This is a genomic window from Flagellimonas algicida (genome assembly GCF_049629585.1).
Classification (GTDB): Bacteria; Bacteroidota; Bacteroidia; order Flavobacteriales; family Flavobacteriaceae; genus Flagellimonas.
Genome location: NZ_JBMYIX010000003.1, coordinates 108,609 through 124,843, shown reverse-complemented (window position 1 = coordinate 124,843; position 16,235 = coordinate 108,609). Strand labels below are relative to the sequence as shown.

Annotated in this window: 20 protein-coding genes and 1 tRNA gene; 12 read left to right on the top strand and 9 right to left on the bottom strand. The window is 40.2% G+C overall.

Annotated elements, in window-relative coordinates; genetic code table 11:
* Positions 1-8: 8 nt before the first annotated feature.
* The 3 genes from ACPD8L_RS14400 to ACPD8L_RS14390 form a co-directional block, all read right to left on the bottom strand.
* Positions 9-401 carry a response regulator gene (locus ACPD8L_RS14400; protein ID WP_116217131.1) on the bottom strand — a complete coding sequence of 131 codons (393 nt, stop codon included), beginning with the start codon at positions 399-401 and terminating at the stop codon, positions 9-11.
* Positions 402-809: 408 nt separating this feature from the next.
* A complete protein-coding gene (locus ACPD8L_RS14395) occupies positions 810-2,753 on the bottom strand; it encodes a heavy metal translocating P-type ATPase (protein WP_423944057.1) in 1,944 nt (647 codons plus the stop codon).
* A 43-nt stretch (positions 2,754-2,796) separates the two neighbouring features.
* Entirely contained in the window at positions 2,797-3,213 is a 417-nt protein-coding gene (locus ACPD8L_RS14390) for a Fur family transcriptional regulator (protein ID WP_293303301.1), read from the bottom strand.
* A 335-nt stretch (positions 3,214-3,548) separates the two neighbouring features.
* Here ACPD8L_RS14390 and ACPD8L_RS14385 point away from each other — a divergent pair, with 335 nt between their 5' ends.
* From ACPD8L_RS14385 to ACPD8L_RS14355, 7 genes are all read left to right on the top strand, one after another.
* On the top strand, positions 3,549-4,871 hold the full coding sequence (locus ACPD8L_RS14385) for a phage integrase SAM-like domain-containing protein (RefSeq protein WP_423944054.1): 1,323 nt from the start codon (positions 3,549-3,551) through the stop codon (positions 4,869-4,871).
* A 16-nt stretch (positions 4,872-4,887) separates the two neighbouring features.
* The gene (locus ACPD8L_RS14380) at positions 4,888-5,199 is read left to right on the top strand and encodes a hypothetical protein (protein ID WP_423944052.1); all 312 of its coding nucleotides are present in this window, start codon (positions 4,888-4,890) and stop codon (positions 5,197-5,199) included.
* Between the two features lie 10 nt (positions 5,200-5,209).
* Positions 5,210-5,506, top strand: coding sequence for a hypothetical protein (locus ACPD8L_RS14375; RefSeq protein ID WP_423944049.1), 297 nt, complete (start codon positions 5,210-5,212; stop codon positions 5,504-5,506).
* Between the two features lie 79 nt (positions 5,507-5,585).
* Positions 5,586-6,347, top strand: coding sequence for a hypothetical protein (locus ACPD8L_RS14370; RefSeq protein ID WP_423944047.1), 762 nt, complete (start codon positions 5,586-5,588; stop codon positions 6,345-6,347).
* 78 nt (positions 6,348-6,425) lie between these two features.
* Complete coding sequence (locus ACPD8L_RS14365) at positions 6,426-6,698, top strand: helix-turn-helix domain-containing protein (protein ID WP_423944045.1); 273 nt, start codon at positions 6,426-6,428, stop codon at positions 6,696-6,698.
* A gap of 4 nt (positions 6,699-6,702) precedes the next feature.
* Positions 6,703-7,104, top strand: coding sequence for a hypothetical protein (locus ACPD8L_RS14360; protein WP_423944043.1), 402 nt, complete (start codon positions 6,703-6,705; stop codon positions 7,102-7,104).
* A 134-nt stretch (positions 7,105-7,238) separates the two neighbouring features.
* Complete coding sequence (locus tag ACPD8L_RS14355) at positions 7,239-8,129, top strand: hypothetical protein (RefSeq protein WP_423944040.1); 891 nt, start codon at positions 7,239-7,241, stop codon at positions 8,127-8,129.
* A gap of 19 nt (positions 8,130-8,148) precedes the next feature.
* Here the strand turns inward: ACPD8L_RS14355 and ACPD8L_RS14350 are convergent, their stop codons facing one another.
* Positions 8,149-8,319, bottom strand: a complete 171-nt coding sequence (locus ACPD8L_RS14350; RefSeq protein WP_181898166.1) for a hypothetical protein — start codon at positions 8,317-8,319, stop codon at positions 8,149-8,151.
* Positions 8,320-8,361: 42 nt separating this feature from the next.
* Between ACPD8L_RS14350 and ACPD8L_RS14345 the strand changes: the two genes are divergently transcribed.
* A complete protein-coding gene (locus tag ACPD8L_RS14345) occupies positions 8,362-9,030 on the top strand; it encodes a LexA family transcriptional regulator (RefSeq protein ID WP_423944037.1) in 669 nt (222 codons plus the stop codon).
* Positions 9,031-9,043: 13 nt separating this feature from the next.
* On the top strand, positions 9,044-9,331 hold the full coding sequence (locus ACPD8L_RS14340; protein WP_423944034.1) for a hypothetical protein: 288 nt from the start codon (positions 9,044-9,046) through the stop codon (positions 9,329-9,331).
* A 65-nt stretch (positions 9,332-9,396) separates the two neighbouring features.
* Here the strand turns inward: ACPD8L_RS14340 and ACPD8L_RS14335 are convergent, their stop codons facing one another.
* Genes ACPD8L_RS14335 through ACPD8L_RS14325 form a run of 3 tightly spaced genes read right to left on the bottom strand, consistent with a single transcriptional unit; the run spans position 9,397 to position 11,214 of the window.
* Complete coding sequence (locus ACPD8L_RS14335; protein WP_423944031.1) at positions 9,397-10,263, bottom strand: sigma-70 family RNA polymerase sigma factor; 867 nt, start codon at positions 10,261-10,263, stop codon at positions 9,397-9,399.
* Positions 10,264-10,280: 17 nt separating this feature from the next.
* The gene (locus ACPD8L_RS14330) at positions 10,281-11,015 is read right to left on the bottom strand and encodes an NYN domain-containing protein (RefSeq protein ID WP_423944028.1); all 735 of its coding nucleotides are present in this window, start codon (positions 11,013-11,015) and stop codon (positions 10,281-10,283) included.
* A 4-nt stretch (positions 11,016-11,019) separates the two neighbouring features.
* Positions 11,020-11,214, bottom strand: coding sequence for a small ribosomal subunit protein bS21 (locus ACPD8L_RS14325; protein ID WP_423944026.1), 195 nt, complete (start codon positions 11,212-11,214; stop codon positions 11,020-11,022).
* Between the two features lie 1,182 nt (positions 11,215-12,396).
* Between ACPD8L_RS14325 and ACPD8L_RS14320 the strand changes: the two genes are divergently transcribed.
* Positions 12,397-13,761: an SNIPE associated domain-containing protein gene (locus ACPD8L_RS14320; protein ID WP_423944023.1), complete on the top strand. Its 1,365-nt coding sequence runs from the start codon at positions 12,397-12,399 to the stop codon at positions 13,759-13,761.
* Between the two features lie 19 nt (positions 13,762-13,780).
* Positions 13,781-14,011, top strand: a complete 231-nt coding sequence (locus ACPD8L_RS14315) for a hypothetical protein (RefSeq protein ID WP_423944021.1) — start codon at positions 13,781-13,783, stop codon at positions 14,009-14,011.
* A gap of 77 nt (positions 14,012-14,088) precedes the next feature.
* Here ACPD8L_RS14315 and ACPD8L_RS14310 read toward each other — a convergent pair.
* A tRNA-Leu gene (locus ACPD8L_RS14310) sits at positions 14,089-14,170 on the bottom strand.
* A 98-nt stretch (positions 14,171-14,268) separates the two neighbouring features.
* On the opposite strand from ACPD8L_RS14310, the gene ACPD8L_RS14305 reads away from it, so the two are divergent.
* Entirely contained in the window at positions 14,269-15,657 is a 1,389-nt protein-coding gene (locus ACPD8L_RS14305; protein ID WP_423944018.1) for a dipeptidase, read from the top strand.
* On the opposite strand, the gene ACPD8L_RS14300 is transcribed toward ACPD8L_RS14305, so the two are convergent.
* A complete protein-coding gene (locus ACPD8L_RS14300) occupies positions 15,654-16,232 on the bottom strand; it encodes a PhnA domain-containing protein (protein WP_423944015.1) in 579 nt (192 codons plus the stop codon). The genes ACPD8L_RS14305 and ACPD8L_RS14300 overlap by 4 nt on opposite strands.
* Positions 16,233-16,235: the final 3 nt, after the last annotated feature.

Here is a 16,235-nt window from a genome sequence, read left to right as displayed (position 1 = left end):
CGAACCGTTCAGGCATTGAACGAACCCTGTAGATATTCCTCCAAATGCTCAATACGCAAGGGCTTGGTAATAAATTCCTTTACGTATTTTTTATACTTATCGGCTTCTTCACGATCGGCATCGGATTCTGAAGAGGTAACCAAGAGCACCTCATTGGTATCCGGAAAGCTTTCCAGATCCATAAATTCCAAAAACTCAAAGCCGCTCATTTCTGGCATATTAATATCGAGGAGAATCAATGTTTTGATATTTGGGTTTTCCCTGTACCGAAGATCATCGAGAGCCAATTCTGGATTGGTAAAACTTTTGATCCTATCTTCCAATCCCAGTTTTCTAAAATGGATTGTATTCACGGTGTTCACTAGGTCTTCATCATCGACCAAATAAATTTCCTTGTACATGATTTGGTAGTAATAACAGTTAGTTTGGTTTTTTGGTAATTCATGTTAAATATCGTAAAAAAACGATAGCTCACGACTATGAGAACATTTTTTGAAGGGAATTATTGTCGATATGATGTAAGAAAAACAATGATACGAAATTGACAAATATCAATTTTCATAAGAAAACGTCCCCTTTCCTTTTTCTTTTTAAACCCTTTATCACCTCACATCCAATAACTAAGGTAAAAATCGTATCAACCTAAAGATACAAAACCACATTGATATGCAATGCCTACCCATGCATTTCCTGTAAGAATTTTTTCTTCATCTTTTTGCAACATCAATACCCAAACAGACCTTCTCTTTTACTTTTTAATGGAACTTTTCATCTGTTTCATCCGAAGGGAATCAATGACTTGAAGCACATCATTTCCATTCCATACGCTGTAGTCTAATCGCATTTAGAATGGCCAATAAGGCCACACCCACATCGGCAAAGACAGCTTCCCACATGGTGGCAAGTCCACCGGCACCCAAAATAAGGACCAATGCCTTCACACCAAATGCCAATGCAATGTTCTGCCAAACGATCTTGCGGGTGGATCGTCCAATTTTTATGGCCTTGGCTATCTTGCCGGGCTGATCGGTCTGGATGACCACATCGGCGGTTTCAATGGCTACATCACTGCCCAGACCGCCCATGGCCATCCCCACATCACTTGCAGCAAGCACGGGAGCATCATTGATGCCATCGCCCACAAAGGCCACCTTGGCATCTGGGTCTTTCTTGAGCTGTTCCACCTCTTTGAGTTTATCTTCGGGAAGCAATCCTCCCTTGGCCCAATCCAGTTGGAGTTCCTTGGCCAGTTTTTGGGTGATGGAATCTTTATCCCCGGAAAGCATCCCGATCTTTGGGACACCTGCCTTCCGTAGTTGTTGAATGGCCTCATGGGCATCCTGCTTAAGCTCATCGGCAATGATGACATATCCGGCAAAACGACCTTCAATGGCCACCAAGACCATGGACTCTACCACATCATCCATTTCCTGAGGCACCTCAATATGGCTTGAAACCATCAAAGCCCTGTTCCCAACCCATACGGATTCTCCATTCACCAAACCTTTCAAGCCCTTTCCTGCAATTTCGGCAACCTCGGTGGCGGTATATGCTTCACCTTTAAGCTTATATTCCATGATAGCTTTAGCAATGGGGTGGGTGGATTGCCTCTCCATGGCCATAAGGTATTTCATAAAATCATTTTCCTGCATTGGAGCATAGATCACCACCTCTTTTATTTTGAACACGCCTTTGGTCACGGTTCCGGTTTTATCCATCACCACGGTATTTACTTTTGTCACCGCATCCAAGAAAGAAGCCCCTTTAAAAAGAATACCATTTCGAGATGCAGCACCCAATCCGCCAAAATATCCCAAAGGGATGGATATGACCAATGCACAGGGACAGGACACCACCAGAAATATCAGAGCCCTGTACAACCAATCCCCAAACACATATTCGCCCACAAAAAAGTACGGCAGAAACGTAAGTCCAATGGCCAGAAAAACCACAATGGGGGTGTAGATTCGGGCAAACTTTCTGATGAAAAGTTCTGTTTTTGATTTTCGCGCGGTGGCATGTTGCACCATTTCCAAAATCCGTGCTATGGAGCTATCCTTGAACACTTTGGTTGCCCGAACTTCTATCACGCCATCCAAATTAATGCTTCCGGCATACACCTCTTCATCCTTTTGAAGCGTCTGGGGTTTGCTTTCACCGGTTATGGCCGCGGTATTCAAAGATGCCTTGGAAGATAGCAACACGCCATCCAAGGGCACTTTCTCCCCAACACGTACTTGAATGCGCTCCCCGATCTGCACCATTTCCGGGTTTACCGCAATAAAATTCCCATCCCGAAACACCAAGGCTTCATTGGGGCGCACATCCAACAAGGCCTTTATATTTCCCTTGGCACGTTTTACAGCGGCTTCCTGAAACAATTCCCCTACAGCATAGAACACCATGACCGCAACACCCTCTGGATATTCCCCAATGGCAAATGCCCCCAGCGTGGCTATGGACATCAGGAAAAACTCCGTGAAGAAGTTCCCTCTTTTGATACTGTTCCATCCTTGTTTTACTACCGGAAATCCTACGGGCAAATAGGCGATTACATACCAGACTATCCTCATCCATCCCTTAAAAAATGGAAAACTGTCAAAATAATCCGCGGTTATACCCAATAGGAGCATTACAAAACTGAAAAGTGCGGGCAGGTAGGTCCTAAAATCTGAGGTCTCCCCGGAACAACAGTGATCGTGATTATGGTCGTGGTCTAAATTTTGCGGTTGAATTTTTTTCTTTTGTGCCATATGGGTGCAAGTTCACCAAAATAGCCATGCAACGGAAGTGCATTTATTTTTCGCTGCATTTATCGCACAGACCTTTGAGCACCACATTGGCGTCCTCGGCCACAAAGCCTTCGGGAAGATTGATATGCGGTATCTTATGCTCTGTTAAGCAAACCGTCTCATTACAACGGGCGCAATGAAAGTGTAGATGAAGGTCCTGCTCCAATTCACAATTGCAGCCAGGTTCGCAAAGCGCGTATTTTTTGGTGCCCGTACCATCATCTATTTGGTGCACCACGCCCTTCTCCTCAAAAACCTTCAAGGTGCGGTATAAAGTGGTGCGATCTGCCTTATCAAAGGCATTTTCCACATGCGTCAATGAAACTGCTGCATCCTGGCCCATAAAGTATTGGTAGACCAACATCCGCATGGCCGTGGGGCGGACCAGTTTGTTTTCCAATATGTTTTCTATTTCTTCCATGGCAGACACCCAAAATTAACCATTTTCGGGGAGTGGTCTTTCAAGTTATGCTCGGAAATTCAGGGAATAAAAAAAGACCTAGACAATGTTTTCCATCGAATAGGCCTTAGCTTTCAGTGCGGGTGAAGGGAGTATAAACCCCACAATTGGCAAACCTCAACAATCACAATCAAACTAAGCATAAAGCCTATAAATACAATATTTACAATACTTTATAAGGAATATTAAAGGTTTAAAACAATCTAAAATGATATTATACTTAATTAAATTGGTTGACAAAACGTTGACAATTTAAAAAAATAAGGTTATTTTGGTAGTGTTCAAATGCAGACACAATGGCAACCATTAAATATTCCCTATCCGGCAAGCCCGAAAACTCATCCATCAGGATTTCACTTTCAGCAGGAAGGGGAACGACCCTAAAAGCCCCGACAGGATTTTACACACGAAAAGAATTTTGGTCTTTCACAAAGAAGAACGGGAAGGAAATAAACAATGGACAGTTTAAGCATTCCATACTTGCCCCTGAAAGAAAAATCAAGAACGACCTTATAAAACTCGAAAAGTATATCCTTGATGCCTTTAATGATACCCAATCCAATGGATCAAAAGTGAACAACGATTGGTTAAAGCATCAAATTGATAGATGTTTCGACAGGGTTTCCGCTTCTGGGCAAAGTGAATTTGTCATTGACTCCATTGAAAGCATCATTAAAGATGCTGAGGTGAGAAAGAACCAAAAGGGAGGTATTGGGTTGTCCAAATCAAGAATAAACGATTACAAGGCCTTAAAACGAATCTGGATGGAGTTTGAGGGCAATATCCAAATCAAAGTCAAAGAGGTCAATGTACCCCTATCCAAAAAGTTCCTTTCATTCATGTTGAAGGACAAAAAGTACGGCAAGGGGTACGCGCAAAGAATGATGGGAAACCTCAAGACGGTTTGTTATGATGCCCAACTTGCAGACATAAAGACCTCTCCCCAATTGAAGAAGATAGATGCAAGCCAACTAAAGAACGACCATATTATTTTCCTGGCCCCTGACGAACTTGACAAAATCAAAAAGGCCAACCTTTTGCACGATGGACAAAGGAACGCCCGTAAATGGCTTTTACTGGGTTGTTGGATCGGGCAAAGGGGCAATGACCTTTTGAACCTCACGGAAAACAACATCAAGGAAAAAGAGGGTTTTCGATATATTGAACTGGTACAACAAAAAACAGGCAAAAAGGTTGCCATCCCCATACTTCCAGAGGTTGAGGAAATCATTGAATCTGGGTGGCCTCGAAAAATATCCTTGGTCAAGTTCAACGACCATATCAAGACCATTGCGGAAAAGGCCAAATTACACCAACCAACAGAGGGCATTTTGAACGACCCGGAAACAAACCGTAAAAAATTAGGTTCATACCCAAAATGGCAACTATTGGCAAGCCATGTTTGCAGGCGTTCCTACTGTTCCAATATGTACGGAAAAATGCCGACCCCAATTATAATGCAAGTAACTGGCCATGCCACGGAAAAATCTTTCTTGAACTATATCGGCAAAAAGGGAACGGATTACAAGGATGAATGGATGAGGTTCATTGAACTTGAAAAGCAAAAGGCCAAGAAAGTGTCCAATCTGGAAATAGTCCCCAAGGCATCAAACGAGTAACATTAAAACCTTCTATATGAACACAGAACAGATTAACAAGTCCTTGGAAAAACTAAAGGATTATGGATCAACCCAAACCATCAAAAAGGAATTGAGAATCCTTGAAAGAGAAAACCTTCTGAAAAATGCCTACCTAATCGATTTACAGCGTAAACGCCGTCATTGCTATGACAAAAGCGGAAATATTGACCTAAAGGGAGTTAAAGGGTTTTTATCCTATTTGGAGGTAAATATCGATGGAGTAAATCAAGGCATAGGCGAACTGTATGATATTTCCTCAACGGTTGATATAGTATGCGAACATTTGGATTCACTACAATTAATATAAACTATTTGACATGGAAATAACTAAAGCAATCATTTTGATTAAATCCTACATTAAGCAATATGCACTACATAATAACTTGATGCAAATTGGATTTGGGCCGGAAAACTATGAACCAGACTATACAGATGTCCTATGTTCTATTTTTAATTTCGACATTGAGCGTATTGATGAGGTTGGTGATATTTTCTTTGATGAATCCAACAAATTACTTAGTGATCATAATTTCACAACTAGTATTCCAGACAGCAAACTAACTTCAACAGCATTAGAAATCTATTCAGGATTTAAGGCATTGAGGCGAAATTAACAGGCCAATACACCAACAAAGGGCTGCAATTGAGCAGCCTTTCTTATTTTTAGAACGGCAACGATTAAATAATGTTCAAATGGATTTTGAAGAATTAACAGAATATCTTGTTCAAAACTGCTTTATAGAATTAGAAGAAAATTCGGTAGATATTTTAGAGCATATTCATTTAAATTTTTGTCTATGTGAAACCGATGAAGAAAAGATGAATTTCTTAAAGGGGGAACTGAACAAAAGAAAAATTAATCTTGGGAAACAAAAGGGACTGATTGCTGCATCAATGTCTCAAATTTATACTCAATTTGAGAAATTCTCTGACTATAAACACTTCTATGATATGTTACACAATCTATATGAAGATTCCTTGGTTGAGTATATTTCATGGACAATAGACGAGACAAAAACCACTATCCCTAATAACAAAAACATTGACACAACGTCAAATGCAGCAGACAAGTATGAGTTATTAAACCCTTGGATTCTTGCCGCAACCGATTTACTTGCAATTTTGTATCTGAAGGATGATTTAGTGAGATTTGAGAATACGGGAGTATACGGACCTAATCCATTAGCACCAAGTAAACCATCTTCAAGATTTTTAAGGTTTAATGGGAAAAGGCCGTTAAACTTACGGGAACGGTATTACTTTATTGACCGTTTTACGGAACTTGAAAAAAACCTATTTACAGTAATAAAATCTTCCGAAAAACGTGAAGAGGTACTGGCGTTTATTTTGCATTGTAATCCTAAAAATGCTCAACAAATATTGAATGGCACATACGATGCCAAACTTCGAGATCAGGAAATACTTGATTACATTAAATCCTTTGAAAAGGAGTAGGTTTTTCTACACCTAATTTTACACCACCCTCTACATTGATTGAAATTGCACCAAGTTTAATTTAAAATACTTGGTAAAATGCAGCAATTACAATTCATCGGCACAACGCCGGAACAACTACAAAAGGCCATTACTGAAAACGTAAGAGGTCAATTAGAGGAACTTAAAAAGAGTTTCCAACCCAAGACCCCAGAGGAATATTTGACTCGCACACAAACCGCGGAACTACTTAACATCAACCTTAGTACTTTATACTTATGGACGAAGAAGCGCATACTCCAGTCCTATGGTATTTCAGGAAAAGTCTATTACAAACGTAGTGAAGTGGAATCTGCATTGATAGAACTCTAGGACTATGGCAACGATACCCATTCCCGTTGTCATGGAGTTTGAGCAGGACACGGACAAGTTATACAAAGAGGTGCGACATTATAACCTCATCAAGGGCAAAGACCTATTTTCCCAAAAATTGAACATAGGAGTTAACAGGGGCTTCTCAAAAGCCACCTATGACTATTCTTTGAAGATTAGACAGGGCAATAAGTGGTCAAAACAGATTACGGGGCTTTTCCCCACCTACGACCCCGACATTTATTACGGTGACACGAAGAACAAAACGAATCTCATCATTGTAAGGTTCATTAACGACCGCAGAAAGTTGAGGTTATATTTCTTCCAGAACTTCTATACAAGCCGTTTAACGGCCTTTCTAAATTCATTCAAGAAACATACTGAAATAAAAGAGGGGTGCGCCTAACACCCCTCAATTTTGTTCAAATGCTATCGGCAACGATAACACATCAAAAATAGCACTTTTTACCCCTAGTATAGTATAGGGTAAAAAAAGACAAAAAATTATCACTTTCTATCCTTTGTTCAGATAACATATCGGTGGCCATACCAAGGGACTATATCAAGGATATAAGACCGGGCTATTTCATTGAAGAAAAAGACCTATGGATAAAGAGCCAATGTAAGCCCAAGGGATTGAACAAACTGTTCACAAGGAAGGATTATTTGAGATTGGACGTGAACGCAAGGATATTGAACGAAAACTATAAAATGGGAATCAGTTTGAATACTCTTGATCAACTATTGGACACCTTGGACATAAAATGCGGTCTTCGATTGGATGCCTCTTTTGTAAAGGAATCAAAGGTAAGCACCATCCATGTAAAGAACGACCTCGATATTGAACCCCTGGACATATTTGATGAACTAATGTTGATTGGACATTGGTCAAGATACCAAAGGGTCAGAAGGGAAAACTCGGTCAGTTACGAATACCTGACCAAGCACGATAAAATGACCACTACTTTTTATGGCAAGAAATTCCATATGAACAAGTACAAGGAGGATTATGAAGGACTGGGGATTAATTTGAAGGAATTTGACGGTGTGACCAGAATGGAGACCAAATATGAGGGATGGAAAACGGTAAAAAGAAGATTGGGAACGAGAAACCTTGAATACATACTCAAACAAGGGAACATAAACTACATAACATTGACCAACATTCTAAAACAACAACCCATGCAAATTGAAAAAATCGATTTGGGCCAATTTAAGAGCCTTACACAGTACCAACACTACACAATGGTAAAAGACCTCAACGATAGATACAATGGCGATATAACAGCCATTAAATCATTCATTCGGGGCTATACAAAAAGACCCAAACATCAATATGAAATTGTAGATAGGTACTTACCCATGATAAAGGCCCCAAGGGGCAAAAATCTAACCGCGATCCAAACAGCAAAGGAGCAGTTAAAGAAATGACCAACGGCAAAAGATATTATCAGATAGGCTGTAAAGGTTCAGGGTCTGGAAAATCACAGGGAACTTCGATTTGCCTGTTACCACCCATCTGTTGGTTACCGTATAGTGTTTGGGTCTTGGTACAGTTATCATCATCCGAACAGGAAAAGCAAAATGCAAGTACCGCGATCAAAAGTATTTTTTGGGTCATTTTCAAAAAGTTTGGTCTTCAATAATAACAAATAACCTCATAATGTCCGACAAAAAAAGTTTACAAAAGGTAACAGAATTAGAACAAATAGTTGATAGGAAGTCCTTTGACGCCTACATGAAGAACAATGGCCCCTCAAATGAATTGATTGATCATATCTATTCACAAATGAGCAAAGCGTACATGGACGATGATATGGATGAATCAATCTATCATGATATTCTGGTTGACACTTTCTCCGAGTCTCCCGAACTCAAGCATAAGGCCGAAAGGGTCAGGAACCTTACCTATGAGGTAAACCAACAGATAATAAGTGCCTGCATACACAATTACGTAAGGGAAAAAGGGTGCTTCCCGCAAGTTACAGCAATAAGGGAAAAGACCGGGTTGAGCAGGACCACCATTTACAGACATCTGAAATTGGACGATTACACCCCTGCCAACAAATTGATCAAAGGCAAATTAGATGTAATGGCCACGATGGCACTAGAGCAACTGTATAAAATCGGTATCAATGAAAACAACCATACAGCCCTAAAGACTTTCATTGAATTGGTCAATGGCCCCAATGGGACAAGATGTGTAAACAACTATATCCAGATCAACAATCTTCAATTGACGAAGGAGGAGTTTGAACAATTGCCCGATGAGGTCATTCTTCAAATAGAAAGCATCATCTCAAAAAACAAGGTAGCACAATCAAACGTTTAACCCACCCGTAAAAATGAAATCAACATACGGTATAATACCAAGACCTAACATCAGGAAAAGAGAGTTTACAGGCAAGCCCATTGACAACACAAGGCGAGTGGAAAGGGTACTAAAGTTGATTGTACTACTCAATGACTTCACGACCATAAAGGAAATAAAGAACCATTTGGGAATCCACGAAAAGAGTGTGCAACGGTATTTGAATTTACTGGTACAACTTGGTTTTGACGTTGAGGTAAAATTTGGAAAGCATTACTCTTATCGGATAACCAACACCAAAGACTTTTTCAAAGTAGCATAGTCAAAGATTAATTTGGGGTCAATACGCGTACACGAAAGCGAAGTTGTTGGCGAACAATTAAAAGTTCACTTCAAGTATTCTTTCAATAGTTCACACTTAGAAGACTTCTTTAGACAAGTCAAGGCCCTTATTTTAATTTGTCTCACCCTTTCCGTCGTTAAATCCAAATCATTCGCAATCTGATTTACCGAAAGGGCTTCCTCCGTTCCAATCCCAAATAACATCCTAATGATATATGCTTCTCGGAGAGAAAGAATTTCCAATAATTCACTTATCTCATCCTTCAAAGAATCCTCAATAAGACTAGACTCGGGGTTGTTCAGGTCACCAGAACCCAATCTATCATAAAGAGTGGCACTTCCTTCATCCGGTTTAAGAGTCTCATCCATTGATAGTGGCCAAGACGAATGTTTCATACAGACTTTGATTTCGGACAAGGTAATATCGGTCATTTCGGAAACCTCTTCAGCAAACGGAGGTCTTTGGTGAACCTGCTCAAAATAGGCTGTGATAGTTTTTATTTTATTGATCACATTTATTTTGTTCAATGGCAATCTCACCATTCTTGAGTTTTCCGATAATGCTTGTAATATTCCTTGGCGAATCCACCAGACAGCATAAGAAATGAATTTAAACCCTCTTGTCTCATCAAACTTCATTGCTGCCCTGACCAATCCAAGATTCCCTTCATTGATGAGGTCATGTAGGGTCATTCCTCTTTGCTGATATTGCTTTGCCACGGATATGACAAACCGAAGATTGGCCGTCACCAATTTTTCCAATGCTTGGGAATCCCCGTTCCTGATACGGATCGCCAAACCCACCTCCTCATCCTCAGTGATCATGGGGATACGGCTCACATCTTTTAAATATCGGGAAAGGGCGGGGCTTTCCCGGTCTGTCAACTGCTTGGATATTGTAAGTGGTCTCATATGGATATATCTTTGACTTAGGACAAGGCCCTTACGTAAACAAGATTGCCGTTACCTTTAGGGTTGTTCCTTTGACCTATCTCTATTTTATCTATGGATTTGACCAATGGCATCAATTTTCTGAAACCATAGTTCCTTGCATCGAAATTGGGCTGTTTTTTCTGTAAAAGAGTGCCTACTTCCCCTAGAAAAGCCCACCCTTCTTCATCCTCGACATCGGCAATGGTGGCAAGGATCAGGTTTATGACCTTTGGGGTAACTCTATCTATTTTGGTTTTGGTTTCTTTTGATGAAGAAGGTGATTCCCCTGCATCGGTCTTCTGTAAAATCTCCAAGTATATGAACTTGTCACAGGCAACAATGAATGGATTGGGGGTCTTTCTCTCCCCTATTCCAAAAACGGTCATTCCCGCTTCCCTCAATCTTATTGCCAATCTTGTAAAGTCACTATCACTTGAAACCAATGAAAACCCATCTACCTTTCCTGAATAAAGGATATCCATGGCATCTATTATCATTGCACTATCAGTTGCATTTTTACCCGTGGTATAGCCATACTGTTGTACAGGGGTAATGGCATACTTAAGCAGTACATCTTTCCACTTTGCCAAACTTGGCTTGGTCCAGTCACCATAGATTCTTTTGACACTCGGATTTCCATACTTTGCAATTTCCTCCAACATTTCCTTTACATACTTTGAAGGTATATTGTCGCCGTCTATCAAAACGGCAAGGTTTAAATCTTTGTCCATAAAATCACTCCTCCATCTTTTTCAAATATTCATTTCGATATTTGGCCTTAGCAATCTTTTCCCTGTTCATTTTGGATTTTTTTGTAAATTCCTGATTGTCCCTAATCCGCTCCAACTGTCGGGTGTTCCTTACCTTACGCTTGTACCTTTTCAAGGCCCTTTCTATGTTCTCCCCTGGAACTATTTTTATTCTCAACATATATTTCAGTTTTTTTCTATCCCATACAGACACTTGCGGGCAAGTATCCACCATTCATTTTGAAATGAAACTGATGAAAATCGCAACTTTTGGTTTTGGCCTAAAAAGGCCATCAAAACCCAAACATTGGTACTAGTAAAAAATAATTAAGAAGTGGCCTCGAGGGTAATCGGAAATGAGAATTGAGAGGGCTGTCTTTTTTATTTAAGGACTGGTGTTATCTTCGTCCAAGGTCTGTAACGTTCAGTAAAGGAACACATTTTAATTGGATATAAACCGATTGAGGACATTTATTTTGTTCGAGCCACACAATGAAGGTTACCCCTTAACTCTCCATTAGCAAAGACTTTCTGTGAATGGATTGATACTTATGAGCAGAAAAGTAAAACTACACTCCCAAGGAAACAGATTCACATATATTCATCAATTAAGATATATCGGGATTGAATCGCCCCCGAAAATCCACGAATCAAAAATCATATCCAACTCCTAAAAAATACTCGAAATAACTCGAATCAAAATCATATCGCACTATCTGTTCATGTGTATAGGACTTAACAATACTTAACCTAAGAATACCTAAGATTGAAAGTGTATTGGGGTCATAACCCGTATAGTGGCTTCAAGTTTTCGAGCCATAGAAAGTAATATTTCCCTATCTGTTCGCGCGCAATGGTTCATTGGTATCTGTCGCGCATACTTAGACATCTTTTTACACATCTGGAACTTAGTAAAACCCAACTTTCATTATCAACCTTTCTTAACCCGGTAACCTCATAAAACCTAATTTACCAAATGTTAGCAATTGTTGGCATAGCACCACACAAAAATGATAAGTGCACTAAGTATTCGGAAGTCATAACACGCGTAAAAAAACAGTCGAAAGGAAAAGACCATTGAGAATCTTTGAATAATCAATTTTTTTCAAAATCCGACCAGTACGCGCGCCTAGTTGTTCAATTATTAATAATCTTTTTTAATTCATTAATGATTTTATTTGATTTTGGAATCAACTATTGATATGTATTGATTTACGAAGAAATACTCACAAATCATTTTCGAGCCACAAAAGAAAAAGTGACCAATACGCGCATGGGAAAATATATTCTTGCACGTCTTTAAGGCTTTCCCTACTTTTAGAACACTCCCCCTCTTTTATTGTAATTCAATTATCGTATTCTCATGGATTTATTCAACAAGAAAAAAATCAAATCTATTTCGGAGGAATTGGAGAAATGTAAAAATGACAGAGATTCTATTCTATCTGAAAAAGAAAGCCTACTATCTAAGTATTCTCCTATAATTGACCTTGAAAAAGAAGTTGATTTGATTACTTCCAGTATTGAAGATTTAAAAAATAAAAAAAACGATTTAGCACAAAAGTATGACTATGGAAAAAGGATTTATGATGAACTTGTTGAGGAAACAAAACTCTATGAAAGCAAACTAGATTTAATTTCTTATGGTCATTACGAACCAATATTCAGTTATGAAGATTCAGATGCTTACAAAGAAAATATTCTAGAGGTCAAAGAAACCCAAAGAGAATACATAAATTCCGATCTCGCTATAAAATGCAATACTACGTGGCATGTTGATGGAAGTTTAAGAAAAGGAAAGACCATGACCAATAGACAAATGAAATTGATGCTAAGGGCTTTCAACAATGAATGTGAAGCCCTTATTTCAAAAGTCAAGTGGAACAATATTGAGAGTCTAGAAAAGAGAGTAGAAAAATCATTTGAAGCAATGAACAGATTGGGCCAATCCAATCATATAGAAATCCAAAGGCCGTATCTGAGTTTAAAACTAAAAGAACTGAAATTAACCCATGAATATAATTTAAAGAAACACGAAGAGAAGGAGGCCCAAAGAGAAGAACGCGCAAGAATTAGAGAGGAGGAAAAAGCGCAACGAGATTTTGAAATTGCAAAGAGGAAGGCTGAAAGAGAAGAGGCCCTCTATAAAAAAGCACTTGAAAAGGCAAAGCAGGATTTAGGTCTTGTAAGTGGTGACGAATTAATCAAACTACAACACCAAATTTCCGATTTAGAAAACAACCTTAGAGAAGCATACGAACAAAAAGAAAGGGCATTGTCAATGGCCCAACAAACAAAATCTGGATATGTATATGTAATTTCCAATATTGGCTCATTCGGAGAGAACATTTACAAGATTGGATTGACAAGGAGGCTAGAACCTTTAGATAGAGTAAGGGAACTAGGGGATTCTTCTGTTCCATTTACATTTGATGTACACGCACTAATATTTTCTACTGACGCCCCAGCACTTGAATATCAACTTCATCAAGTCTTCAAAGACAGGAGCGTAAATCTTGTGAATTATAGAAAGGAGTTTTTTAGGGTCTCCCTAGAAGAAGTTGAAAAGGAGGTAAATAAAATACTCGATAAAAAAGTAGAGTTCATCAAACTTAGTGAGGCACAAGAATTTAAAGAGTCAATAAGCATAAGGGAATCTCTATTGGAGCAAAATCAAATAGAAGAAACTCAACATAAATTCCCAGAGCATTTATTTGAAGAAGAATAACAGACCTATGATCAATCCTATGAAACTGGCAATAAGAATCAGTAAGTCAAAAAGATTCCAAGAAGTCTTGTTTGCAAACTATATGGATTTTAGCAACGGAATTACATTAAACGAATACGCAGAAAATGAAAGAAAGATTTTGGCAATGGGCTTTTATGGGGTTGAAGACTTCCACATAAAAGTAAATGAGTATTTGAAGTTCTTGGATGAAATAATACTTCGCAACAAAATAACCAAATACCCTAAATAGTTGACAACGAGTTGACAATTGATGAAATAAAAAAGACCTAAACAATTGTTTATCAACTGAATAGGTCTTTAACTCGGTGCGGGTGAAGGGAGTCGAACCCCCACGCCTTGCGGCACTAGATCCTAAGTCTAGCGTGTCTACCAATTCCACCACACCCGCGAAATTGGAGTGCAAATATAGCTCAATTTTCCGATTTGCAAATGGACTACATGCAAAAACTTGTTTTTTGTACTTTTAGGGCACTTTTTAAATAAACTATGGAACAAATCAATACCTACATCAATACCCACAAAGACCGATTCATCAATGAGCTCAACGACCTGCTACGGCTTCCCTCCATTAGTGCCGACCCAGCTTATGCAGAGGACGTTTTGGCCACGGCAAAGGCTGTCGAGGAATCGCTCTTGGCCGCGGGTTGTGAAAACACCGAAATCTGCGAGACCAAAGGCTATCCTGTTGTTTATGGTGAAAAAATTATAGACCCAAACCTACCAACGGTATTGGTGTATGGGCACTACGATGTACAACCACCGGACCCCATGGACCTGTGGGACTCCCCTCCGTTTGAGCCTGTGATCAAACCTACCAAACTGCACCCTGATGGTGCCATTTTTGCCCGTGGGGCCTGTGATGACAAGGGACAGTTTTTTATGCATGTGAAAGCTGTGGAGTTCATGATCAAAAACAACCAATTGCCCTGCAATGTCAAGTTTATGATCGAAGGTGAGGAAGAAGTGGGCAGCGATAGTTTGGGCGATTTCCTAAAGGAAAACCGCGAAAAATTAAAGAACGACATTATTCTTATTTCCGATACCGGAATGATTGCCAACGATGTCCCATCCATCACCACGGGACTTCGGGGACTTAGCTATGTGGAAGTGGAAGTGACCGGGGCCAACCGCGACCTGCATTCGGGAATTTACGGAGGCGCGGCACCTAATCCCATCAATGTGCTAGCCAAAATGATCGCCACCTTGCACGATGAGAACAACCACATCACCATTCCCGGTTTCTATGATAAGGTTGAAGTCATTTCCGACGAGGAGCGGGCCGAGATGGCCAAAGCTCCTTTTAATCTTGAGGAATACAAAAAAGCCTTGGATATTGGCGATGTGCATGGCGAAAAAGGCTATACCACCACAGAACGTTTTGGCATTCGCCCTACACTGGATGTCAATGGCATTTGGGGTGGCTATACGGGCGAGGGAGCCAAAACCGTAATTGCCAGCAAGGCATACGCCAAGATTTCCATGCGCTTGGTCCCTGACCAGGATTGGCATGAAATTACGGACTTATTCACCAAATATTTTGAATCCATTGCCCCAAAAAGTGTCAAGGTAAAAGTAAAACCACACCACGGCGGTCAAGCTTATGTGACCCCCATAGACAGCATAGGATACCAAGCCGCCGCCAAGGCCATGGAAACCACTTTTGGAAAAACCCCTGTACCCCAACGTACCGGTGGAAGCATCCCCATTGTGGCACTTTTTGAAAAAGTATTGGAAAGCAAGACCATTTTGCTGGGGTTTGGGTTGGACAGTGATGCCATACACTCCCCTAACGAACATTTTGGTGTTTGGAATTTTCTAAAGGGAATTGAGACCATCCCTTACTTTTATAAGTACTTTACGGAAATGAACGCCTAAAGCTTCTTTACGTATTTGGTGATGATCACTATGTGCTGACCATCCACTTTTCCTTCAATATATTCGGCATTATCGCGATCCAGGGAAATCCGTCTAACGGCGGTTCCCTGTTTGGCGACCATGCTGGAGCCTTTTACTTTCAGGTCCTTGACCAACACTACACTGTCCCCGTTTTCCAGAATAACCCCGTTCACATCCCTGTGGATGACCTGTTCACTCTCTTCCTCTCCTTCGCCGGTAGCCTTGGCCCACTCCAGAACCTCATCTTCCAGATACATCATATCCAAGAGATCTTGGGGCCATCCTTCGGACTTTAACCGGTTCAGCATACGCCATACCACCACCTTTACGGCATCATGCTCGCTCCACATACTGTCGTTCAGACAACGCCAATGGTTGGCATCTGTGGTTTCCGGGTTTTCTATTTGGTTTTTGCACGTGGCACTTATCAAAATACTGCCATCCAATCCTCCAGTAGATATGGGCGGAACTTCATAAATAACCAAGTCATCGGTAGCACCACTTAGTTCACAAACGCCTCCACTTCTTTGTTGCAAATCCTCAAAAAGACCCATTTT